Genomic DNA, 21,706 nt, shown 5'->3' on the forward strand with positions numbered 1-21,706 from the left:
ATGAAGGATGTCTTACTGCACCTTGCCTACTTCGGTCCTATTTCGCAGTTTATAGCACTGGCTAAAGCGGAAAGCGTGGTTTTTGAAGACAAGGATAATTACCAGAAGCAAACCTTCAGGAACCGGATGTATATTTACGACTCCAATGGAAAATTGCTGCTGAATATCCCTATCAAACATCGCTCAGCCCTTACCGGAGAACCGAAAACCTCAGGAAAGCACCAGGCTTATAAAGAAGTCCAGATCGAAAATGAATTTCAATGGCAAAAACAGCATTGGCGTGCTCTGAAATCCTCCTACCAGACTTCACCATTCTTTGAGTTCTACGAAGATGAATTACACCCACTCTATCACACTAGTTTCAAATACCTGATTGATTTCAATTATGCCTGCCTGGAGTTCATTACTAAAGCTATGGATTTGAACCTTGATTTCAGCAAGACTTCAGAATATATTAAGGACCCAAAAAATATTACCGATCTGCGCTCCCTGATAAATGCAAAGCATAAAACGGAATTTCAGCAAATTCCATATAATCAGGTATTTGAGAGTAAACACGGTTTCATTCCTAATCTAAGCATCCTTGACCTGCTGTTCAATGAGGGGCCTAACAGCCTTCCCTACCTGGAAAACCACGAATTTAAAGCCGAAGCCTGGTCATAATGGGGTAATGATCTGAATATTCCACCTTAAATCGCTCGTAGGACTGAACTTCCAAGGAATCTTCAACGAGTAAGAAATCTATTCTAAGTGGAAAATAACTCAGTTTGAAGGTCTCACCAAAGCCCGAGCCTGCTTCGAGAAAGGCATCCTGAAAGCGATTGTCAGGGTTTATTTTCTCGTAGATATAAGAGAAGATCGTATTATTAAAATCACCAATAATAAGGGTCTTATAGGGAGAATTTCTAACTTCCGCCATCACCATTTCAGCCTGATCCTGCTGCATGGCAAATCCGGCTCCAATTCTTCCAAGAAGTTTCCTGGAATCTTCTTTTTGAAGTTCATCAATTTCAGGTTTGATGTTAAGCGACTGGAAGTGGACATTGAATACCCTTAAGGTATCCTCTGCGAGTACAATATCCACATAAGTGGCATTATTGTTTCCCTGCTGTGGAAAATCCAGGGAGTACTTTTTTATGATCGGGTATTTAGAGAATATGGCAGAACCAAACTCGTCGTTCTTATTTTTAAGCTTGATATAATGGTAGGGATACATTCGATCCAGCTTGGAGGCCCCAACATAATATTCCTGCATAGCCAGGATATCGGGCGATTGATCATTGACAAAACCGGTGATTTTGCCGGGAATCTCGGAATCCTCCACCCAGTTATAAGCATTGAACATACGAACATTATAGCTCATTACCGATAGCTGGCTCTGTTGCTGATCATTTTCCGGGCCTGCGAACTGGTATAATCCTGTGACATAATTAAATCCTAATAGCAATACGATCAGGGAAAGAAGAAATTGCCTTTTAAATTTAATGATCCAGTACACCAGAAATAGCAGGTTAAGGATAATAAGTACCGGTACCCCAAGGCTAAGTACGGACAACAGCGGAAATGATTTTGGAGGAATATAAGCAAGTAAATAGGACAATAAAAGCGCTGTCGCCGCAAGGGAATTTAGAATAAAGACCATTTTATCTAGAAAGCCGAGCTTTTTCATCAATCCTCTTTTCCGGCTTTAAACAAAAAGTCTTTTTCCTCCTTGCTAAGGCTGTCATACCCGCTTTTACTTATCTTATCGAGTATATGATCAATACGCTTTTGTTTTTCATCTTTGTTCATTCTTCCGGATCCGGTAGTGGCCCTTTTTGAAGCCCTATCATCTTTTCCTTTCCGGTATACGGTTTTCATTTTAGCTTTTTTGGGAGCCGAAGAGAACATAGACACAAAAGCATCCATGAGCTTTTCAAACCAGGAGCCTATATCATTTCCTTTCTGAAGCTGGGTGGTATAGAAATAACCGAGCAAAGCGCCACCAAGATGGGCCAGGTGTCCCCCAGCATTTCCCATAGGAATTTGAATAACATCCAGCAAAACCAGAAATGCAGCGATATACCAAAATTTAATACTCCCCAAAAGCATTAGTCTCACCCGCATATTTGGAATATAAGTGGCAATCCCTACCAGAACTGCCATCACCCCAGCAGATGCCCCCAGAAGATAAGACCGGCCTGTGGCTGCAAAAGCAGGAAAAAGGTTATAACTCAACATATAAACCAAAGCACCTACGATGACCCCCAGAAAGAAATAATTAAGTAGACGTTTGGGTGAAAAGTAATTCAGGAAATAGATTCCGGAAAAATACAGAATAAGCATATTCGAAAGAATATGCCATATTCCGCTATGCAAAAAAGCATAGGTAATTATGCTCCAGGGCTTAAAGATAAACTCCCCTGGTTCCTTGGGAAAGACAAACCATTCCATAAAAAAATTGGAAGGAAACTGGAACAAAAATGCTATGGTTCTAAAAAGGTAGACCAGTACAAACACCAGGACATTTATAGCGATAAGCTTTTCAACGACCGTGGCAGTTTGAAGTTTATATTTAAATTTATCTGAAGCTTTCATCAATCCCAGCGATTTTGATTAAACTGGTTTTTCTTCCAGTACCACATCATTATGAACCCAAATAGGGCACCTCCCACGTGCGCGAAATGGGCTATTCCTCCTCCAAATATCGAATACCCTGTAAATCCAGAGAAAAGATCTATACCGATTAAAGCCGGAATAAAATACTTTGCCTTGATCGGTACCGGTACAAATAAAAGGAATAATTGAACGTTAGGGAACATCATCCCAAAAGCAACAAGAATCCCGTAAATAGCCCCGGAGGCTCCCACCGCCGGCGTATTAAAACTCATATAGAGGTCCTGAAGGGTTTCCTTAGAAACAGATTCCAGAATAGCTGTCGAGTATTCCCCGGTTTGCAACATCCGCTCTACCTCTCCCATCGTCATCCCTGCATCCAGAAGGGCATTATATCCGGTCTGGTATTCAAAGTAATTTACTAAGGTATGCAATAAAGCTGCTCCTAGACCAGCTGAAAAGTAAAAGAACAGGAATTTTTTCTGTCCCAGCATCTGTTCTATAGGACCTCCAAAAGCCCAAAGTGCATACATGTTAAATAGGATATGGGTTACTCCTCCATGCATAAACATATGAGAAAGGATCTGCCAGAAACGGAAGTTTTCATTTTCAATGAACCATAAAGAGAAGAGTTGATAGGCATAATCTCCCAGGAACTGACTCCCAACAAAAAAGATAATGTTGATAATTAAAAGTACTTTGACCGTTTCGGTAATTCTTCCCATTTACATAAATTTTTTGTCCAGTTCATCCACCGTGAGGGTCACAAAAACCGACCTATTAGAAGGGCTCAGGCTTGGTTCCTTACAGGCAAACAAACGGTTAACGATATGTTGTTGCTCGGTATTGTTCAAATGCATGCCCGATTTCACGGCCATTGCTTTAGCCAGCGATCTGGCCATTAAATCAGTTTGTGAAAAACCATCATTGGGCACCTGGTTTTCAAGATCAGAAAGCAGTTGCTCCAGTAACATTTCTACTTCACTCTCAGAAACCAAAGGAGGTATTCCGGATATTTCCACAGCATCTCTTTCCAGGGAGGCAAATACAAAGCCGGTTTGTTCCAGTGATTCTTTAATCTCCCCGAGCATTTGCATCTCATGGGAAGAAAACTGTAGTTTCAGCGGAAATAATAATTGCTGGCTCACCGCGGCTGAAACCGTGATGTTTTTCAATAATTCCTCATAGAGAATCCTGGTATGTGCCCGGTACTGGTCGATAACCAGGATACCGCTTTTTAAGGTGCTGACGATATATTTCTTGTGTAGTTGAAAGGTGGTCTTTTCCGGTTCCGATTCCGAAGAATTAAATAAATTCCCGGTGACTTCCTCACTTTCAAATTCCATATGCGCCACCTCTTCCCTTCCCTGTAGCTCATCCTGCATTCCAGAGTAGAGACTTTCCCATCTGGCAGCTGGCTCCTTTTTATAGGAGCCTGGATTGCTTTTTACAGCATCAGACCCCTGCTGGAAAGGATTAAACTCCCTGTCCACCTCTACCCCGGGAACCCTGGCCTGTTTATCTTTATATTCATAGGGCGTATCTAAATTGGCATCTCTCTCAAAATCAAGTACAGGAGCCACGTTAAACTGACCGAGACTATGTTTTATGGCACTTCTCAAAATCGCATAGAGCGCATGCTCATCATCAAACTTGATCTCGGTTTTAGTGGGATGTATATTGATATCGATACTTTTTGGATCTACCTGGAGATATAAAAAATAGCTCGGATAGGATTTTTCCTTAAGCAAACCGTCAAAAGCTGCCGATACCGCGTGATTGAGATAGGGACTTTTGATGAATCGGTTATTCACAAAGAAGAATTGTTCACCCCGGCTTTTCTTGGCGAATTCGGGTTTACCAACAAATCCGGAAATTTTCACAAGCTCCGTATCCTCGTTCACTGGAACTAGTTTTTCATTGGTTTTACCCCCGAAAATATTGGATATGCGTTGCCTGAAATTGGTTTCCGGCAATTGAAACAATTCATTGCCATTATGAAAGAGTTCAAAAGCTATCTGTGGATGCGCAAGGGCTACTCTTTGGAATTCATCGATAATATGCCGGGTTTCCACGGCATCTGATTTCAAGAAATTTCGTCGGGCAGGAATATTATAGAACAGGTTTTTAACACTGATGGAAGTTCCACGGGGGGTGACACAAGCTTTTTGAGCGGTAAGCTGGCTCCCCTCGATTTTAATAAGCGTACCTACTTCACTCTCCTGGTTCTTGGTCTTCAGCTCCACATGGGCAATAGCAGCAATCGAAGCCAGGGCCTCTCCTCTAAATCCCTTAGTGGTAAGACTAAAAAGATCCTCCGCGGATTTGATTTTAGAAGTGGCGTGACGCTCAAAACTCATCTTGGCATCTGAAAGACTCATCCCGATACCGTTGTCAACCACCTGAACCTGGGTTTTTCCTGCATCCTTGATCACCACCTGGATTTTTGTTGCCTGGGCATCAATAGCATTCTCAAGCAACTCTTTGATCACAGAAGCTGGTCTTTGCACCACCTCCCCGGCCGCGATCTGGTTCGCCACATGGTCTGGTAAAAGTTGAATTACATCACTCATTTAACGAGCATTCGAAAAAATAGACAAATCAAAATCGATGATCCACAGGAAGATTAGTAACAGGATGGCAATGATGATAAGCACCCGGGTATTGATTTCCCGATTCCCCCTGTTACGGCTGGATTTACGTGCATCGGCCCAATGAGAACCAAAATCTATGGCATTAGTGGTTTCCTTATATTTATGAAACTGAGAATCAAATTTATAAATATTACCGGTATCCTTGCCTTTATAATAACGTGGGGTGTAATTATATCGGGTATTCTTCTTTATCTTATTAAATCCAATCTTCAAAACAGGCTGCTTTATAATAGAAATCAAATTTACTCAAAAAGCTCCGAAATTCCGAAGCTCAGCGTCTTAAAGATTATCACAATAATAGTGCCGACCAATCTCGGTCCTGCCCCTTTAAAAAGAATGTCAGAACCTGGAGTCTTTGCGAAGCTGGGCCATTTTTATGGCAGCTACAGCAGCTTCCGTCCCTTTATTACCATGTTTACCGCCGCTTCGGGCTATAGACTGCTGCATATTATCATCGGTAAGAACACAGAAAATAATGGGCGTATCGTTTTGAACATTGAGATCCTTTATCCCTTGAGTGACACCCTGGCATACAAAATCAAAATGTTTTGTTTCACCCTGAATAACACTTCCAATGGCAATAATTGCATCCAACATATCAAAACTTTCCTGCATTTTCTTGCAGCCGTAAACCAGTTCAAAACTACCCGGTACGTTCCAACGGGCGATCTTTTTGGGATCTACACCGTTTTCAATGAGGGTCTCAAAGGCCCCCTGGTAAAGGTTTTCGGTGATATTATCATTCCATTCTGAAACAACAATCCCAAACCGGAAGTCTTCCGCATTTGGGATTGTATTTTTATCATAAGTCGAAAGGTTCTTTCCTTCAGTAGCCATATAATTAATTATTAGCCTGAGCCTGCCCTAAATACACAGGAACCTGTTCGGCCTCAGGGCTCTCTGGATATTGATCTTCTAATTGAGTAAGGTATTCTTCTGCCTGGCTGTCCTCTCCTATTTCAAGAGCGGTTATCGCAGCTTTCAGAAGGAATTTCGGGGTGGTAAATTCATTGGAACGCATGGAAGCTGCCTTATCATAATAATCCAGTGCTTCCTCAGGCTGCTCGAGTTGCATGAAAGCATCCCCTATCCCACCTACAGCTAAGGCTGCAAGAATTTCATCATCACTGTTAAAGTCCTCAAGATAATCTATGGCTTCCTGGTATTTACCCGTATGCAGGTAAGCAAACCCAGCGTTATATTTCGCGAGATTGGCCGCATCTGTACCCCCGTAGTTTTCTATAATATCAAGAAACCCGAATTTTCCTTCGCCTCCATTTAAGGATAAGGTATAAAGTGAATCGCGCTGGGCCCCGGCACTATTCATAGCATTGGCAAAGTAATTTTGAGCCTGCGCCATTTCATTGGCGGCTTCAGTCTCCTTGGGTTCCTGGATAAAACGCTGCCATCCAAGGTACCCCAGCACAGCTACGATAGCCACACCTACTATAATATAGATATACTTCTGGTTATCGGCTACCCAGGTCTCCGTCTTTGAGGCACCTTCATCAAGGGTATTGAATACTTCAGCGGTTGTTGATTCGTCTTCAACCTTTTTTCTTTGTTCTTCCTTGTTAGATGGTTTATATCCCTTTTTCTTGTAAGTTGCCATAAAATCTGTTTAATGCGTCGCAAAAATAGGATTTTTATTCAAAATTAAAAGGGAAAATATTTGTATTTTTTTAATATTTTCGGGTCATTCGCTTAGTTTTGTAAAGATAATTTTAACAGAAATCACACGGCTGAATATCAGAGTTTTATGTATCTAAAACACCTCAATTTGCTTCATTACAAGAACCTCGATTCGGCCAGCTTTGAGTTCGACCGAAAAATTAATTGCCTGGTTGGACATAATGGAGTTGGGAAAACCAACGTTTTAGACAGCATTTATCATCTTGCTTTCGGCAAGAGTTATTTCAACCCTATTACCAGCCAAAATATCAACCACCAGGCCGACTTCTTTGTATTAGAGGGAGAATTCGAAAAGTTTGATAAACCCGAGCAGATCGTAGTCAGTGCCAAGCGGGGACAAAAGAAACTGATCAAAAGGAATAACAAAGCTTATGAGAAATTCAGTGACCATATAGGTTTTATTCCAGCCGTGATCATTTCGCCTGCCGATCGGGACCTTATCATCGAAGGGAGCGAGACGCGTAGAAAATTCATAGACGGGGTCATTTCTCAAAGCGACAAACGATACCTCAACAGGTTAATCCAGTACGGGAAAATTCTGGGCCAGCGCAATTCCCTTCTTAAGTATTTTGGAGCCAATCACAGTTTCGACCGTGATACCCTGGAAGTTTATAACCTCCAACTCCAACAGCTCGGTCAGTATCTCTTTGAAAAAAGACAACAATTTCTGGAAGACTTCATTCCAATTTTCAACAAACGCTATAAGGACATCACGGCAAATAAGGAGAAGGTAGACATCAGTTATAAGAGCCAGCTCTTTGAAAAACCTTTATCCACGCTTCTTGAGGAAAACCTTCAAAAGGATATGGCGCTACAATACACCAGTGTTGGCACCCACAAAGATGACCTGAGTTTTGAAATAGAAGGACATCCCATCAAGAAATTTGGCTCCCAGGGACAGCAAAAGTCATTTCTGGTGGCTTTAAAACTCGCGCAATTCGACTTCATAAAGGCACAAAGCAAAGTCCATCCGATTTTACTGCTGGATGATATTTTTGACAAACTCGATGAACAACGCGTGGCGCATATTGTAGCCCTTGTGGCCACCGATGAATTAGGCCAGATATTTATAAGCGACACTCATGCCGACCGCACTGAAAAGGTCGTGCAAGGCAGTAACCAAACCTATAAAATATTTAAATTGTGAATAAAATAATTCTTTATTCTCTTATTGGAATCGTACTTTTAAGCTGCGGGTCCCCGGATCCTTCAGAGCAGATCCAATACATCGAAGGATATTGGGAAATCGACAAAGTCGAGCTCCCTGGTGACTCGGTAAGGGAATACTCGATAAATGAGAATATTGATTATTTCCAGCTAAAGGATAGTCTTGGATTTAGAAAAAAATTACAACCGCAGTTCGACGGAAGCTATAAAACCAGCGAAAACGCAGAAACACTTAGGATAAAGATCGAAAATGACAGCCTACGCCTTTATTACAAGACTCCTTTCGACCAATGGAAAGAAACCCTCTTACATGCCGACAAGGATAAAATGAGCATCCTCAATGAGGATGGGATCATATACCATTATAAAAAATTCACCCCCTTATTTGCTGAAGAAAATGAAGAAGAATAACCGAAGAAATAATGAGCATATGAGCATAGGCGATGTGCTAAAAGATTTTGTAAACAGCAATAAACTACAGTCAGGGCTCGATAAGGTTAACGTTAGAGAAGTATGGAACAGAGAAATGGGTCCGGCCATTGAGAAATACACCACCAATATCAAATTGCAAAATGACACCTTATACGTGCAGTTGAGTTCGTCAGTGCTGCGAGAAGAATTAAGCTATGGAAAAGCCAAAATCATCCATATGCTCAATGAGGAATTGGGTCGTGAACTTGTAAAAAAACTCGTTTTACGTTAAACTTCAAAGCTTTGCATAGTTTCTATAAGATCTACAAGCCCTACGGATACCTGAGCCAGTTCATCACTAACGAAAAACCCCGAAAAAAGAAGAAACTTTTAGGGGACTTATATGATTTCCCCCAAGGCACCATGTCTGTGGGAAGGCTTGACCAGGATTCAGAAGGACTGTTGCTTCTCACTACCGACGGCAGGGTCAGTGCCGAAATTACGGGGCAGAACGTCGAGAAGGAATATTATGTGCAGGTCGATGGGGAGATTACCCCTTCAGCCATAGCATTGCTGCGTGAGGGAGTAGCCATTAGCATCAACGGTAAAAAATATACAAGCCTCCCCTGTAAAGCCTTTAAATTAAAGCAAAGACCAAGTTTTCCTGCACGGGCAAAAAAGATTAGGGATGAACGCCACGGCCCTACCAGTTGGGTCTCCGTAACCCTTACCGAAGGCAAGTTCCGCCAGGTAAAAAAAATGACGGCTGCCGTAGGCTTTCCGACCTTAAGACTGGTACGGGTAAGGGTCGGTAATGAGCACCTGGATTCCATGGATGCAGGCCAGGTAGTCTCCTTAGCACAATTTGATTATTAAGGCCTCAGAAGTTCTCCATACCCTTGCAAGGCAAAATCAGCATCCTTTTTTGCAATTTGGCCATTGACAAGCACATATTTAAAACCTTCAGCAAGTTTATGAGGCTCCTGATAGGTAGCCATTTCCCTTACCTGGGAAGGATCAAATAGCAGCAGATCCGCTTTGTATCCGACCTTTATCAGTCCACGATCCTCAAGTCCCAATACCGCTGCGGATTTCCCGGTCATTTTATGGATCGCCTCCTCCAGGGAGAACATTCCCTGGTCCATCACGTAGGTTTGAATCATCTTGGCGAAACTTCCGTACCCCCGGGGATGTCTCATACCAGGACTACCGTCGCTGCATATATTGACCAGCTCGTGCTGCATCAGCCTTTTTTGTAACTCATCATCCATAATAAAATAGGCTCCCCCGGCGCCATAAGGTCCTATATCTTCCATCAGCACATCCTCAAATGGTTTATGGAGCTCCGCGGAAATTTCCTCAAGGGTTTTACCTTTATATTTACCCGAACCAATGAGGGTAGCCCCGGGTCCATTACGGGCTTCAATTTTATTGCGAAGAAATTCGCCCAACTCCTCTTTACGGGTTTTCAAAACAGTCTCATAATTATTAGGCTTTTTAGCCCAATCCGGAAACACAATTGCAATACCGGTATAACTGGCCATGTAGGGATAGATATCGGCGGTTAGCTTAATCCCTTCAGATCTTGCTTTTTCCAACATACTTAGGATCTCCTGGGCTCGCTCTTTTCCTTCTCCATATACCGATTTAAGGTGAGAGATATGGACAGGGCTATATTTTCCCTGGGCCAGCAGCTCTATTATCGATCCTTCCAGGGCACTGTCATCCTCATTGCGCATATGACTCATAATAAGTCCCTTGTTCTTTCCCACAATTCGGGCTAATCTTTGCAGTTCTTCTTCCCTGGAGAAATTGCCTGGATTATACTCCAGGCCGGTGGTCATTCCAAAAGCCCCGGCCTCCATGGCCTTTTGAAGCAATGTTTCCATTTCCAACAGGCCTTTTTCTGATGGCAGGGTATCGTAATTAACTCCTGCTAATTGCCTCAGGGTGTTATGCCCGGCAAACATCGCAATATTGGTTGCCGGACCGATTTCCCGGAGTTTTTCCATCCACTGGCCAAGATCCTTTACACCCGGGCTGTAACCATCCTGACCAAGACTAATGGTGGTCACGCCCATGGCAAGGAAATTCTTAAACTCCGGATTCTCAAGCGGATTCCCATGGGAATGGGTATCTATAAAACCCGGACTTAAGACCAAAGCTGTAGCATCGATAATATGGCGGGACGAAAATTTTTTGCTGGTATCCCTTTCAATATGAACGATCACCTTGTCATTGACAAGCACGTGGGCCCGAAATCCTTCCCTGCCTGATCCGTCTATAAGTTCGGCATTTTTAATCCATAAATCATAAATCTCACCATTTTGGCCCAGGAGAAAACCTGGCATAAAGAGGACTAGGAAAACAAATTTTTTCATCAGGGAATCAAATTTGTTTTAAATATACTAAAAATGGCGAACCACAAGGATCCGCCATCACTGCTATTCATTTCAAAGAGGTTTTAAGACTTTAGCTTTTCCGCTATTTCAAGCATTCTTTTGACCTGGTGAGACACCGCGGTTTCAATCTTTTCGTCCAATTTGTCTTTTCCTGCTGTAACACTAAGTCCATAGGGATTACCTCCGGATTCGAATAAGCATTTATCTGAGTATCCGGGAGCCACTATAATCATGCCCCAATGAATCATGGTTTTGTATAAGGACATCAAGGTTGTTTCCTGCCCCCCATGAGCATTGCTGGCACTGGTCATCCCGCTAACGACCTTATTGACAAGCTTAGCCTGGGACCATAGACCCCCGGTGGTATCAAAAAACTGCTGCACCTGCGAAGGCAAATTCCCATATCGGGTAGGGATACTGAAAATAATGGCGTCGGCCCATTCCAGATCCTCTAAACTGACCTGGGTAACATCCTTTGCGGTCTCCACATGCTTTTCCCAGTCCTTATTCTGGGCTATAGCTTCTTTCGGAGCGGTTTCTTTTATTTTACGGAACCTCACTTCCCCGGCTCCTGATTGTTTTCCTGCTTGTTCAGCCCATTTGGCGAGCTGATGGTTGGTTCCTGTAGCACTGTAATAAATTACAGCCAAATTCACTTTACTCATAGCTTTATCTTTTAGGTGATTAATTCTTAGCCTTAAGATAAAGCATTCTCATTCCAATTATTTTAATATTATTATAAACTTATCAGTTCCAGGCAAATGCTTTGATGATGCCGGGCTCTTAAACCTTTGCCTTCTTAATGGCCCACCGCTCCGGAATCATAACTGCGGGAATCGGCAGCTCCGTAGATCACACCTTCCTGCTGATCTATATAAATACCCATGGCCTGGCCCTGGTTATTTCTAAACCGTACATGATGTCCCATTTCCTCGTAGAGTTTTTGAGTATCAGGCGAGATGCCATAGCGTTCAAAGGAAGTGATATCCGGCAGCCACTGGTGATGAATCCTGGGTGCTTCTATAGCCCGGGCAATATTCATTTGATGGTCGATCATATTGACAATAACCTGGAAGACGGTATTGATAATGGTTCGTCCGCCCGGACTCCCAATGACAATTAGAGGTCTGCCATCGCGGGCTACAATGGTTGGGGTCATACTGGAAAGCATTCTTTTTTCCGGTGCGACAAGGTTCGGCTGGGTACCTATCAGGCCATCGGTATCGGTGTATCCGGGAATGGGGTTAAAATCCCCCATTTCATTATTTAAAAGAAATCCTGCACCTTCAACCGTTATTTTAGACCCGTAGCTATGCTCCAGGGTATAGGTCAGGGATACTGCATTACCTTCTTTATCCACAATGGAAATATGGGTGGTCTGAGGACTCTCATAACGTAGATGTGCAGAAGAGAAATTAGCAGAATCGCTCACCGAGGCCCTATTAGGCTCAATGGATTCTCGCAAATCTGCTGCATAATCCTTTGAGGTGATCTTTTCAACAGGCATGCCAGGATTAAAATTAGGATCCCCAAGGTGCAGGGCCCTGTCCGCATATGCCCTTCTCATTGCTTCGGTAAGAAGGTGAAGCGAAGCAGCCGAATTATGCCCCATTTCTTTAATATCAAAACCTTCAACGATATTAAGCATTTCGATAAGGGCAACCCCACCTGAACTTGGGGGTGGCATGGCTACAATTTCATGACCCCGGTAGGTGCCTGTTACCGGCTCCAGTTCTTCCGCCTGATATCGCGCCAGGTCTTCCCTGGTGATCAATCCGCCGTGTTTCTCCATATAATCCTCGATCAGCCGGGCTGTTTCCCCTTTATAAAAGCCATCTGCACCATGCTTTTGTATTCGTTTAAGAGTCCGGGCCAATTCGGGTTGTTTCCAGATTTCCCCGGGTTGATAAATTTCTTCCCCATGCTTTAGAAAAGCCTTTGCTGTAGCTCTATAAAGTGCTTCGTCTTTATGTTCACGCGCCCAATTGAGAAAACCATTCATATTGTAAGTAGAAGGAAATCCATCTTCAGCAAGCTTTATGGCCGGTGCCACAAGATCTTTCCAGGGTAGGCTCCCCATTTTTTGATGGGCTTTGAACAGCCCCGCCACGGTTCCCGGTACCCCCACCGAGAGCAAACCTTCGTGGTTGGAATTATCTTTTATCTTCCCATCCTGATCTAAAAACATCCTTTCTGATGCGGCTAAAGGGGCTTTCTCCCTGAAATTAAAGGTGGTTTTGTATCCGTCATTTCCATAGTACACCAAAAAACCGCCTCCCCCGATATTCCCTGCCGAGGGCAAGGTAACGGCAAGAGCAAAAGCCGTGGCAACACTGGCATCTATGGCATTTCCTCCTTGCTGGAGAATATCACTTCCCACCTGGGAAGCCAGGTGATGACTGGTGACCACCATTCCATTTTGAGCCCGAACTGGAATCCGGCCACTCTGAGCGAAAAAGCTAAAATTAATACCAAAGGCTAGCAGTACAACTACCAGGGCCCGAAGCTGCTTTGAGATCATAATCAAGGTCTTTAATAATTAAAAAAGAGTAAACCTAAGTAAAAAGTTTAAACCAAACAAGATGGTGATTGGACTCCGGAAGTTCAGACTACTGTGAGGTCCAGTTTAAATACCGAGGCAAAAAAACGGAAAGTATCCTTGGCCTTATTGGCTGCAATAGTCTTTTCTTCTTCCGAGAAATCGGAGTTTCGCAGGCGTTTAAGAAAACGGTTCCAGGCCTCCATAGATTTTCTTTCAGCGGTAAAGAAACAGGGTTTTCCGATCGAGGAGAGATGGTGACAATGTGGTAATTCCTTTGCAATCTGCATTCCACCAAGGGCCGAACCTTCCACCACGTAAGCTGCACCTATGGCCTGGGAGGTATTGTGAATGTGAAACCGGTTTTTAAAGAGCGCAAGAACAGAAGTATCGACATCAAGGGTATCAAGATCCTTTTTCAACCGAAGGGATTTATCAGACTCCCAGTGATCCAGGTATGGTCTTATCTGCTCTTCGGTAATTTTATAGGCAATATAGTTCTGAAGTAAAAGAAGCTTATACTGATCAAGACCTATCTGGTGCGTTATGATCTTAGCGGCAAGATTATCCTTTTCTATTTCCTCATGCAACTTCCTGGTCGCTTCTCTAAGTGTGGTCAACATCATCATCCGCTGATTTATAATTTTCTATTTCTTTTCTGATCTTTTCTATGCTATCCCGTTGTTCGTCATTATCATCATGCAGGCTGTCAAGGTAATTATAAATCTGGTTTACAGCAATCTTATTTTGCCTGATTCGTTCCCGAAGATCCTCATTGGCCACCATATTATATACTATTTTTTTTAACAGTGGTTTTAATTTCTCATCAAGACAATGCATATGCGTCTTTAGAATAAATCCTGTTGCTTTGGCCAGGATCGTTTGGGCAGCAAGATCTTCGTCTTCTATGGTGCCCGTAATAAAAATAAAGGGTATATCGGGAGCCATGGATCTTGTAAGTTCCAGGATCTCAAACCCGTCGCAGCTGGGCAGATTATAATCCGAAATGACCACATCGGGAACAAAATTCATTAGTTTATTTTCACAACCAGAAAGATTTTCTACCACCTCGAATTTGGGGCTTTCCACTATTTTATTGATGTGTCTTTTAATTAAAGCTAAGTCGGTTTGACTATCTTCAACTAAAAGTATTCGTAAGGGTATTGTGATCATGGGTTATGCTTTGAAAATATAATAGGGAAGCCTTTGAATTATTAAAAACTTGCCTGATTAAACAATAAACTTAAAAATAGTACCTTTTTCCGGGCCACTTTCATACCAGATGCTACCCTGATGTTTTTCCAGGATTCGTTTGACCACGGCCAATCCAATTCCAGTACCGGTATAATCATTACCTGCCACCCGCTTAAAGGCCTGAAATACCAGGTCTTGATTTTTAACATCTAGACCTATTCCATTATCGCTGACATAATATCCCGTTTTACCGTGAAGGCTAAAGCTACCGATCCTGACTTCAGGATGCTTTTCCTTAGCGGAGTATTTCAAGGCATTCCCGATTAGATTTGACCAAACCTGGTAGATCATTTTTTTATCGGCATTGATCGCAGGGATATTCTCCTGGATTTCTACCCTGGTATTTGGATAGTTAACCTTAAGGTTCAAGGAGTTAAGTAGCTGCTTTATCAATTCTTCTGCGCTAATGGTTTCCCGGGTAAGGGTCCCGGTGGAGATTTTGGTCAATGAAAGTATATCATCGATAAGATTATCCATCTTTTTAGCAGAAAGTAAAATGGTATCCACTACTTTCTTGCCTTCCTCGGAGAGTTCTTCATAATGATCTTCCTTTAGGATGCGGGCAAAACCATCCACACCGCGTAAAGGACCGCGCAGATCGTGTGAGATACTATAACCAAAAAGTTCCAGCTCTTCCACTGCCTTTAACAATTTTTCATTCAACAGGGAAATTTCCGCCTTTTGTTTTTCAGCCAGAAGATGACTCAGACTCTCTCCCAGTTCCCGCGCTGCCATCACTTCAAAAGACTTCCATCCCAGCGATATCCCTGTTAATTGCTGAGTCCATTTGGCAAAAGACTTTCTGGGTCCCAGGCGGCCTTCGTTTTCATTATAAACCACCTTATGATCAGGATTTCCTCCCCAGTTAACGCTCTGGGCTTCTTCCGGTCTAAACCAAATAAGATAATGGTTTTTATCCTTACCAACCCGTACACTGAGCACCCCTGAAGTCATTTTGACATACTTTTTTGCCTCTGGAAAATGCTTTGAAAGGTTTTTAGTGTAAAATACTTCTTCCTCCTTTTGACTTAGAAGACCAGAAATAAGGGTTTTGACAGCTTCCTTCCCTGGAGTTTTTCCCACTAACTTAGGATCGCCGCCCAGAACAATGGCTCCCCCTTCTGAATCAATAAGTTCTGTAAATCTGATTCCTCCACGGCTAAGGCCTGTAACGATATCCCCCTGCGCCTGGATTTGAGCCAGGAGTTCCCTCCTTTTTAAACGGCTAATCTCGTTTTCTTTTCGAAATTTCTGCGACTCTTTCAGGGCAAGCTGGTTGGAAAAAACCTGGGTTAAAAATTCACAGGTCTGCCGTTGAAAATAGTCGATAAATTTAGCGCAATAATGGTGGCAGGCCACCAATCCCCATAGTTTTCCACTGACAATAACCGCAGCTGTAAGCGAGGCCCCCACCTTCATATTCTTCAAATATTCAATATGAATAGGAGAAACTCCACGAAGTTCCGATTTGGAAAGATCCAGTGGCTGGCTATTCAAAGGAGAAATTTCAGGATATATAGGTACAGGCGAATAATTCACATCGGCTATGATCCTTACCGGGTGTTTCAAAAAGAGTTCCCGGGATTGTGCCGGAATATCACTTGCCGGATAATGCAGGCCAAGCCAACTTTCCAGGTTCTCCTCTTTTTCTTCGGCTACCACCTCACCATTCCACTCTTTATCAAAACGGTAGACCATCACCCGGTGGTATCCAAAAATATTCCTGGTTAGCCGGGCTGCCTGCGCACACAAATCTTCAATACTCCTGGAAGCATTTAAGTTATTGAGAATTTCAGTAAGCTGACGCTGAAAAAATAAAGAGTCCCAGAATTCACCGGTTTCTTCGAAATCCAGGATAAGGCTTTCTCCGGATTGATGGGCAAGCATAAGTAATTTCCTGCCGTTGATCTGAACCTCTTCAGGTAAAAATTGCTGGTCTTCCCTTAGGGTGATTTTCAGCTTCTCAAATACTTCTTCCCCAAGGATTTCAGCAAGGCTTTTTCCTGCTAGCTCCCTATAATCAATCCCCAGGAATTCTTTAGCATTGGTACCGCACTGGGTAATTTGAAGGCTTTTGATATCACAGGCCAGAATCAGTCCATGCGCCTGAGATTTACCAATGATATGAATGGGTTCCTTCTCGCAATTGGATATATCTATCTCCCCGGGATATGAATTTTGTGCGTTCTCCATTGGCATTAGGCCTTGATCTTAAAATAAAAGGTACTTCCTATCCCCAATTGGGAGTCTACCCAAATAGATCCCTCATGCAATTCAATAATTTTTTTAACATGGGCAAGCCCTACCCCGGTCCCCTCTGCATCATTAGTCTCTATCCTATTGAAAATAGTGAAAATGCTTTTCTGATCCTCCTCGGAAATCCCCGTTCCATTATCCATTATGGAAAAAACCCAGAATTTCCCTTCCTTGAATGCTGATATCCTTATCTCCGGATTTCGCGCTGCAGGCGTATATTTAATGGCATTGCCAATCAAGTTCTGAAAGAGCAGACGCAATTCTATTTCATAGCCTTTAAGCTTGGGAAGCTTCCCGGTATGGACCTTAGCTTTGGTCTCTTTTATCCTTTTTCCAAGATCGTATTTTACGACTTCAACCACTTCCTTTATATCCACCAGTTTTTTCTCTCCATTTCGTCCAATTCGGGAATGTTCCAAAAGGGCTTTGATCTGCTCGGCAAGTCTTGTGGAAGCGTCTTTGATGTAAGTCAGGTAATTCTGGCCTTTCTCATCAAGATTCTTGGAATAGATCTTACCCAAAACATCACTGCCGAATTTGATAGTAGATAAAGGTTCCTGGAGGTCATGGGAACAAATAGATACAAATTGCTCGAGGTCGTAGTTGGCTCGCTCTAAATCAGCTTTTTGCTGTCTGAGTTTTTCCTCTGCCTTTTTCTGAGCAGATATATCCACACAGGTATACCTTATGGTAATTACCTTATCCTGTTCATCCTTTTCAGCAGTGGCGCTTAAAATCACCGGTAAAATCTCTCCGGATTTCTTAAGCATATCCTGTTCAATGTTTTTTAATTCTCCCTTTTCCTGAAACTCCTTATTCGATTTAAGCGCCTTGACCTGGCTTTCCTCCTCGTATAGGTCATACACCAGCTTTCCGATCAATTCCTCTTTCGAATCATAACCTAATTCCCGAACAGCGGTATTATTGCACTGAATAATAAGCGCACTTTGAGGGTCTACCGAGATATGTAAAACCGGATCTTCCTCATAAAAAGTTTTAAAACGCTTTTCACTGGCTTCCAGTTTACTTCTGGATTTTTCGATGCTGCTAATATCGATAAAGGTAATGACCACCCCACTAATAGTTTCTTTGGAATCAATATATGGCGAAATGCGTCTTAAATATTGGTTCCCGCTTTTGGTTATCACACGTTTTTCAAGGATCTTACCGGTCCTTAAAACCCTTTCAGATCGGCTGATAAGATTATTCTTACCCATACTATCGGTAAAGTGATCTATGGGGCGGCCTTCATCGGAAGCAATAAGATTGAAATGGTCTTTAATGGCCGGGGTGAATTTTCTGATCTTCAGGTCGGTGTCAAGAAAAATAGTACCGATCTCGGTGCTTTCAAGCAAGTTATTCATATCGGCATTAAGGGCCGCAAGATCCTCTACCTTCTGAAGATTTTCCGCATTCACGGTATTAATCTCCTCGTTTACACTCTGTAATTCCTCATTGGTACTTTGCAACTCTTCATTACTGGCAAGCAATTCCTCATTGGCAGCCTGCAGCTCTTCATTACTGGTCTCAATTTCCTCCAGCGAAATATTGAGCTCCTCCTTAGTATGCTTTAATTCCTCTTCAAGGCTGGTAACATATTCCTTGGTTCGGCTGGTCAGAGTGATCTTATCTAGTTTTTCAAGGTCTTCCTCAAAAACTTCCTTTTCTATGAAAGTGACCACGTAACTCGCATCATTATCGAGTTTGGTTTCCATATAAGGTTTTATGATAATATCGACTGCTTTTTTCTCACCATTATCCTCGAAGGTCGCTGAAGGATATTTTACCTTTTTATTTTCAGATTTTGCTTTCTTCAGCGTGGTTTGCAGGATATATTTAAGCTCTTCTTCCAGCATCTCAAGCAGGTTGATCGAAAATCCGATTGCAGGCATTTTGGCATATTTGCGGAATTCACCAATGGCATGCAGGATATTATAATCAGCATCAAGCAATACGGAAGCCCCGCCAAAATTCTCCATGATGGCGTCATTAAGCTCCTCTTTGAGCTTTATTTTTAAAGGGCTTAGATTTGGACGGGTAGTGGTGGTTCGGGGTTTGGGTTTTCGGGATTTTATGTTGTTGATGTGGCTGGGTTCGGAAATCTCGGATTTCAAACGCTTGCTCGGGTGTAGGTTCTTATATATTTTCGAAGCCCTGTCTATCACCTTAAAATTGTTCTTCTGATTATAAACACTCTCACTGGTTCCCAGCACAAGAATCCCATTTTTAACCAGGGAATAATGCAACATATTGAGGGCTTTATTCTGAATTCCCGGTTGGAAGTAAATGAGCAAATTACGGCATACGGCCATATCCATTTTGCTAAATGGGGGGTTCTTAATGATATTATGCCTTGAAAAAACCACCATCCGGCGCAATTTATCTACGATATGATAGCCATTGGCCTTACTTACAAAATACTTCAGTAGCAAATCATGATCCACATCGGCTACAATACTTTCCGGGTAAAAGCCCCTGCCCCCAATTTCCAGGTGTTTTTCTGAAATGTCGGTAGCGAAGATCTTAAGATCAATTCTTTTATCCTGCTTTTCAATTTCCTCATTGATAACCATTGCAAAGGAATAAGCCTCCTCCCCACTACTACATCCAACGTCCCATACTTTAAGGATTTCTCCATCCTCCTTGGAAGCCACCAATTCAGGAATCACCTTATTTTTGAGCACCTCCCAGACTTTGTCGTCTCTAAAGAATTTGGTCACCCCAATGAGAAATTCCCGGTAAAGCATATCTACTTCCCGTTTATTTTCCAGCATATAGGCATAGTAATCCGAAAGAGATTCGCACTTACATACATTTATTCTTCTGGAAATACGCCGTGCAAGGGTAGCGCGTTTATATTCTCTGAAATCGAGCCCGGTTTTCTCATCGACATAGCGAAGAATTTTATCGAGCTTATTTTCATCGACAGAAACTTCGCCATCGGTAAAATTCAATATCGAAGGTGCTGAAATAAAATTCCTTAACTCTTGTCCCATTTTCTCAACAGGAAGCACATAATCGACAAGACCGGTATTTATAGCGCTTTGCGGCATCCCGTCGAACTTGGCTTCCTCGGGATCCTGAACCATAATCATCCCGTCATTCTCCTTAATCGCTCTAATGCCCCGGGTACCATCACTTCCCGTACCGCTAAGAATAACACCGATGGCCTTCTCTTTTTTGAACTTTGCCAGCGATTCGAAGAATTTATCGATGGGTAAATTTAAGCTTTGGTCCTTGGGCTTTTCTATTAAATGGAGCTTCCCATTTTCCAAAACAAGATTATTCACCGGGGGGATTAAATAAATATGTCCCTGGCGTAACTTTAAACTATCGGTAATCTCTACAATGGGCAGATTGGTATTCTTCCTTAACAATTCCCCCATCATACTCTTGTAATCCGGAGATAAATGTTGAATGACCACATAAGCATTCTTATCGGTCTCGGAAATATGATCAAAAAAGGACTTTAAAGCTTCTAATCCACCGGCACTGGCACCAATTGCAATTATTCTGGGTTCCTGATGTTCTATAATTGTTGGTAAATCAGCACTTTCGGAAGTTACATTAGACTTGGTCATCTGGGTATAAAGCAGCGATATTTAATTAGAAATAGACTAAAAAATCAAAAATAACGGTTAAAATTAAAAAATGTGGCCCCATATCCCACATTTCCTGACGTTTTTTAACTTTTCTACAACATTTTACCGTTAAAATTATATCAAAGAAATCAATAAGTGATCAATTATTCTTATTATCCTTTCTAAAAAAGTATCTTTTATTGCATTTTTCGCAACTTTTCTCTAAATGAAATTGAAGTTTTATCCTTCGATCTGCCATTAAAGCCATTTTTAATACACCCCTACTGCTAAAAACCACGGCTCGTTAAACTGATCAAAGTCATATAAAGTTTTGTGCCCCTGTTGTAACTTTAGAAGGCAAAGTAAGTATATGGACGGCACTCATAGTTTTAGAAAAGGTCTTTCCGGTTTTTTTATTGAGATCGGGGAACTCACTGGATTTGCGGGAAGGTTTTTCCAGGAGTTATTCTCACGACCATTTGAATTCCGGGAGTTTTTGCGCCAGAGTTATAATATGGGCAACAAGTCCTTGCTCCTGGTTGGGGTGACCGGTTTTATCTTAGGCCTGGTCTTTACCCTGCAATCCAGGCCTACTTTGATGGAATTTGGGGCCGTCTCCTGGATGCCTTCCATGATCAGTATTTCGATTGTAAGGGAAATTGGGCCGGTAATGATCGCACTAATTCTGGCAGGCCGAATCGGATCCGGTATAGGTGCCGAATTAGGTTCGATGCGGGTCACCGAACAAATAGATGCGATGGAAGTCTCCGGAACCAATCCCTTTAAATTCCTGGTGGTCACTCGCATTCTTGCCACCACTTTAATGGTACCGATACTGGTAATACTGGGCGATTTTATTGCACTGTTTGGTTCTGCGCTGGTCGAGAACTTAAAGGGCAATGTTTCCTTCACCCTTTATTTTAGCCAGGTTTTTAATACCCTGGAGTATAGTGATCTTTTCCCGGCAACTGTAAAAACCTTTTTCTTTGGTTTTGCTATCGGCCTGGTCGGATGTTTTAAAGGTTATAATAGCAAAAAAGGAACCGCAGGGGTGGGAAAAGCGTCTAATGCTGCTGTTGTTTTCACTTCCATGCTTCTGTTTATTCTAGATTTCCTCGCGGTATTTATTACCGATATATTATATCCATAGCCTCT

The 21,706-nt window shown here is 42.4% G+C and carries 20 protein-coding genes; 6 read left to right on the top strand and 14 right to left on the bottom strand.

Annotated elements, in window-relative coordinates; translation table 11 throughout:
* Entirely contained in the window at nt 1-663 is a 663-nt protein-coding gene (locus tag ACW6NC_RS11250; RefSeq protein WP_457866104.1) for a WbqC family protein, read from the top strand.
* Here the strand turns inward: ACW6NC_RS11250 and ACW6NC_RS11255 are convergent.
* The 7 genes from ACW6NC_RS11255 to ACW6NC_RS11285 form a co-directional block, all read right to left on the bottom strand.
* Complete coding sequence (locus ACW6NC_RS11255; RefSeq protein WP_457866106.1) at nt 641-1,669, bottom strand: endonuclease/exonuclease/phosphatase family protein; 1,029 nt, start codon at nt 1,667-1,669, stop codon at nt 641-643. The two genes, ACW6NC_RS11250 and ACW6NC_RS11255, sit on opposite strands and share 23 nt — an antisense overlap.
* Nucleotides 1,669-2,577, bottom strand: coding sequence for a rhomboid family intramembrane serine protease (locus tag ACW6NC_RS11260; protein ID WP_457866230.1), 909 nt, complete (start codon nt 2,575-2,577; stop codon nt 1,669-1,671). Before ACW6NC_RS11260 ends, ACW6NC_RS11255 begins: the two co-directional genes overlap by 1 nt.
* Nucleotides 2,577-3,320 (bottom strand): rhomboid family intramembrane serine protease, encoded by a 744-nt coding sequence (locus ACW6NC_RS11265; protein WP_457866107.1) that lies wholly within the window; start codon nt 3,318-3,320, stop codon nt 2,577-2,579. The genes ACW6NC_RS11260 and ACW6NC_RS11265 overlap by 1 nt, the downstream gene beginning before the upstream one ends.
* Entirely contained in the window at nt 3,321-5,168 is a 1,848-nt protein-coding gene (gene mutL / locus ACW6NC_RS11270) for a DNA mismatch repair endonuclease MutL (RefSeq protein ID WP_457866109.1), read from the bottom strand.
* Complete coding sequence (locus ACW6NC_RS11275) at nt 5,169-5,462, bottom strand: hypothetical protein (RefSeq protein WP_457866111.1); 294 nt, start codon at nt 5,460-5,462, stop codon at nt 5,169-5,171.
* Nucleotides 5,463-5,588: 126 nt separating this feature from the next.
* On the bottom strand, nt 5,589-6,086 hold the full coding sequence (ribH, locus tag ACW6NC_RS11280; protein ID WP_457866112.1) for a 6,7-dimethyl-8-ribityllumazine synthase: 498 nt from the start codon (nt 6,084-6,086) through the stop codon (nt 5,589-5,591).
* Between the two features lie 4 nt (nt 6,087-6,090).
* Nucleotides 6,091-6,861 (bottom strand): tetratricopeptide repeat protein, encoded by a 771-nt coding sequence (locus ACW6NC_RS11285; RefSeq protein ID WP_457866114.1) that lies wholly within the window; start codon nt 6,859-6,861, stop codon nt 6,091-6,093.
* A 147-nt stretch (nt 6,862-7,008) separates the two neighbouring features.
* On the opposite strand from ACW6NC_RS11285, the gene recF reads away from it, so the two are divergent.
* The 4 genes from recF to ACW6NC_RS11305 are packed head-to-tail and all read left to right on the top strand — an operon-like array spanning nt 7,009 to nt 9,395.
* A complete protein-coding gene (gene recF, locus ACW6NC_RS11290; protein WP_457866115.1) occupies nt 7,009-8,088 on the top strand; it encodes a DNA replication/repair protein RecF in 1,080 nt (359 codons plus the stop codon).
* Entirely contained in the window at nt 8,085-8,519 is a 435-nt protein-coding gene (locus tag ACW6NC_RS11295) for a lipocalin family protein (protein WP_457866116.1), read from the top strand. The genes recF and ACW6NC_RS11295 overlap by 4 nt, the downstream gene beginning before the upstream one ends.
* The gene (locus ACW6NC_RS11300) at nt 8,506-8,811 is read left to right on the top strand and encodes a DUF721 domain-containing protein (protein WP_457866118.1); all 306 of its coding nucleotides are present in this window, start codon (nt 8,506-8,508) and stop codon (nt 8,809-8,811) included. Before ACW6NC_RS11295 ends, ACW6NC_RS11300 begins: the two co-directional genes overlap by 14 nt.
* 11 nt (nt 8,812-8,822) lie before the next feature.
* Nucleotides 8,823-9,395: a pseudouridine synthase gene (locus ACW6NC_RS11305; protein ID WP_457866119.1), complete on the top strand. Its 573-nt coding sequence runs from the start codon at nt 8,823-8,825 to the stop codon at nt 9,393-9,395.
* Here ACW6NC_RS11305 and ACW6NC_RS11310 read toward each other — a convergent pair.
* The 7 genes from ACW6NC_RS11310 to ACW6NC_RS11340 all read right to left on the bottom strand — a co-directional run bounded on the left by ACW6NC_RS11310 (nt 9,392) and on the right by ACW6NC_RS11340 (nt 20,551).
* Complete coding sequence (locus tag ACW6NC_RS11310) at nt 9,392-10,900, bottom strand: N-acyl-D-amino-acid deacylase family protein (protein ID WP_457866121.1); 1,509 nt, start codon at nt 10,898-10,900, stop codon at nt 9,392-9,394. The two genes, ACW6NC_RS11305 and ACW6NC_RS11310, sit on opposite strands and share 4 nt — an antisense overlap.
* Nucleotides 10,901-10,983: 83 nt before the next feature.
* The gene (gene wrbA, locus ACW6NC_RS11315) at nt 10,984-11,586 is read right to left on the bottom strand and encodes an NAD(P)H:quinone oxidoreductase (RefSeq protein ID WP_457866123.1); all 603 of its coding nucleotides are present in this window, start codon (nt 11,584-11,586) and stop codon (nt 10,984-10,986) included.
* A 134-nt stretch (nt 11,587-11,720) separates the two neighbouring features.
* Nucleotides 11,721-13,442, bottom strand: a complete 1,722-nt coding sequence (gene ggt / locus ACW6NC_RS11320) for a gamma-glutamyltransferase (RefSeq protein ID WP_457866125.1) — start codon at nt 13,440-13,442, stop codon at nt 11,721-11,723.
* An 83-nt stretch (nt 13,443-13,525) separates the two neighbouring features.
* Nucleotides 13,526-14,089 (bottom strand): biliverdin-producing heme oxygenase, encoded by a 564-nt coding sequence (locus ACW6NC_RS11325; protein ID WP_457866127.1) that lies wholly within the window; start codon nt 14,087-14,089, stop codon nt 13,526-13,528.
* Nucleotides 14,067-14,633: a response regulator transcription factor gene (locus tag ACW6NC_RS11330; protein ID WP_457866129.1), complete on the bottom strand. Its 567-nt coding sequence runs from the start codon at nt 14,631-14,633 to the stop codon at nt 14,067-14,069. The genes ACW6NC_RS11325 and ACW6NC_RS11330 overlap by 23 nt, the downstream gene beginning before the upstream one ends.
* Before the next feature lie 57 nt (nt 14,634-14,690).
* Nucleotides 14,691-16,907: an ATP-binding protein gene (locus tag ACW6NC_RS11335; RefSeq protein ID WP_457866131.1), complete on the bottom strand. Its 2,217-nt coding sequence runs from the start codon at nt 16,905-16,907 to the stop codon at nt 14,691-14,693.
* Nucleotides 16,908-16,912: 5 nt separating this feature from the next.
* Nucleotides 16,913-20,551, bottom strand: a complete 3,639-nt coding sequence (locus ACW6NC_RS11340) for a chemotaxis protein CheB (RefSeq protein ID WP_457866132.1) — start codon at nt 20,549-20,551, stop codon at nt 16,913-16,915.
* A gap of 370 nt (nt 20,552-20,921) precedes the next feature.
* Here ACW6NC_RS11340 and ACW6NC_RS11345 point away from each other — a divergent pair, with 370 nt between their 5' ends.
* Nucleotides 20,922-21,701, top strand: a complete 780-nt coding sequence (locus ACW6NC_RS11345; protein WP_457866134.1) for an MlaE family ABC transporter permease — start codon at nt 20,922-20,924, stop codon at nt 21,699-21,701.
* Nucleotides 21,702-21,706 lie beyond the last annotated feature (5 nt).

The sequence above is a fragment of the Salegentibacter profundi genome, assembly GCF_054121475.1.

Coding starts and splice junctions, on each gene's coding strand:
- ACW6NC_RS11250 (WP_457866104.1), top strand. CDS start 1: ATGAAGGATGTCTTACTGCACCTTGCCTACTTCGGTCCTATTTCGCAG.
- ACW6NC_RS11255 (WP_457866106.1), bottom strand. CDS start 1,669: ATGAAAAAGCTCGGCTTTCTAGATAAAATGGTCTTTATTCTAAATTCC.
- ACW6NC_RS11260 (WP_457866230.1), bottom strand. CDS start 2,577: ATGAAAGCTTCAGATAAATTTAAATATAAACTTCAAACTGCCACGGTC.
- ACW6NC_RS11265 (WP_457866107.1), bottom strand. CDS start 3,320: ATGGGAAGAATTACCGAAACGGTCAAAGTACTTTTAATTATCAACATT.
- mutL (WP_457866109.1), bottom strand. CDS start 5,168: ATGAGTGATGTAATTCAACTTTTACCAGACCATGTGGCGAACCAGATC.
- ribH (WP_457866112.1), bottom strand. CDS start 6,086: ATGGCTACTGAAGGAAAGAACCTTTCGACTTATGATAAAAATACAATC.
- ACW6NC_RS11285 (WP_457866114.1), bottom strand. CDS start 6,861: ATGGCAACTTACAAGAAAAAGGGATATAAACCATCTAACAAGGAAGAA.
- recF (WP_457866115.1), top strand. CDS start 7,009: ATGTATCTAAAACACCTCAATTTGCTTCATTACAAGAACCTCGATTCG.
- ACW6NC_RS11300 (WP_457866118.1), top strand. CDS start 8,506: ATGAAGAAGAATAACCGAAGAAATAATGAGCATATGAGCATAGGCGAT.
- ACW6NC_RS11310 (WP_457866121.1), bottom strand. CDS start 10,900: ATGAAAAAATTTGTTTTCCTAGTCCTCTTTATGCCAGGTTTTCTCCTG.
- wrbA (WP_457866123.1), bottom strand. CDS start 11,586: ATGAGTAAAGTGAATTTGGCTGTAATTTATTACAGTGCTACAGGAACC.
- ggt (WP_457866125.1), bottom strand. CDS start 13,442: ATGATCTCAAAGCAGCTTCGGGCCCTGGTAGTTGTACTGCTAGCCTTT.
- ACW6NC_RS11325 (WP_457866127.1), bottom strand. CDS start 14,089: ATGATGATGTTGACCACACTTAGAGAAGCGACCAGGAAGTTGCATGAG.
- ACW6NC_RS11330 (WP_457866129.1), bottom strand. CDS start 14,633: ATGATCACAATACCCTTACGAATACTTTTAGTTGAAGATAGTCAAACC.
- ACW6NC_RS11335 (WP_457866131.1), bottom strand. CDS start 16,907: ATGGAGAACGCACAAAATTCATATCCCGGGGAGATAGATATATCCAAT.
- ACW6NC_RS11340 (WP_457866132.1), bottom strand. CDS start 20,551: ATGACCAAGTCTAATGTAACTTCCGAAAGTGCTGATTTACCAACAATT.
- ACW6NC_RS11345 (WP_457866134.1), top strand. CDS start 20,922: ATGGACGGCACTCATAGTTTTAGAAAAGGTCTTTCCGGTTTTTTTATT.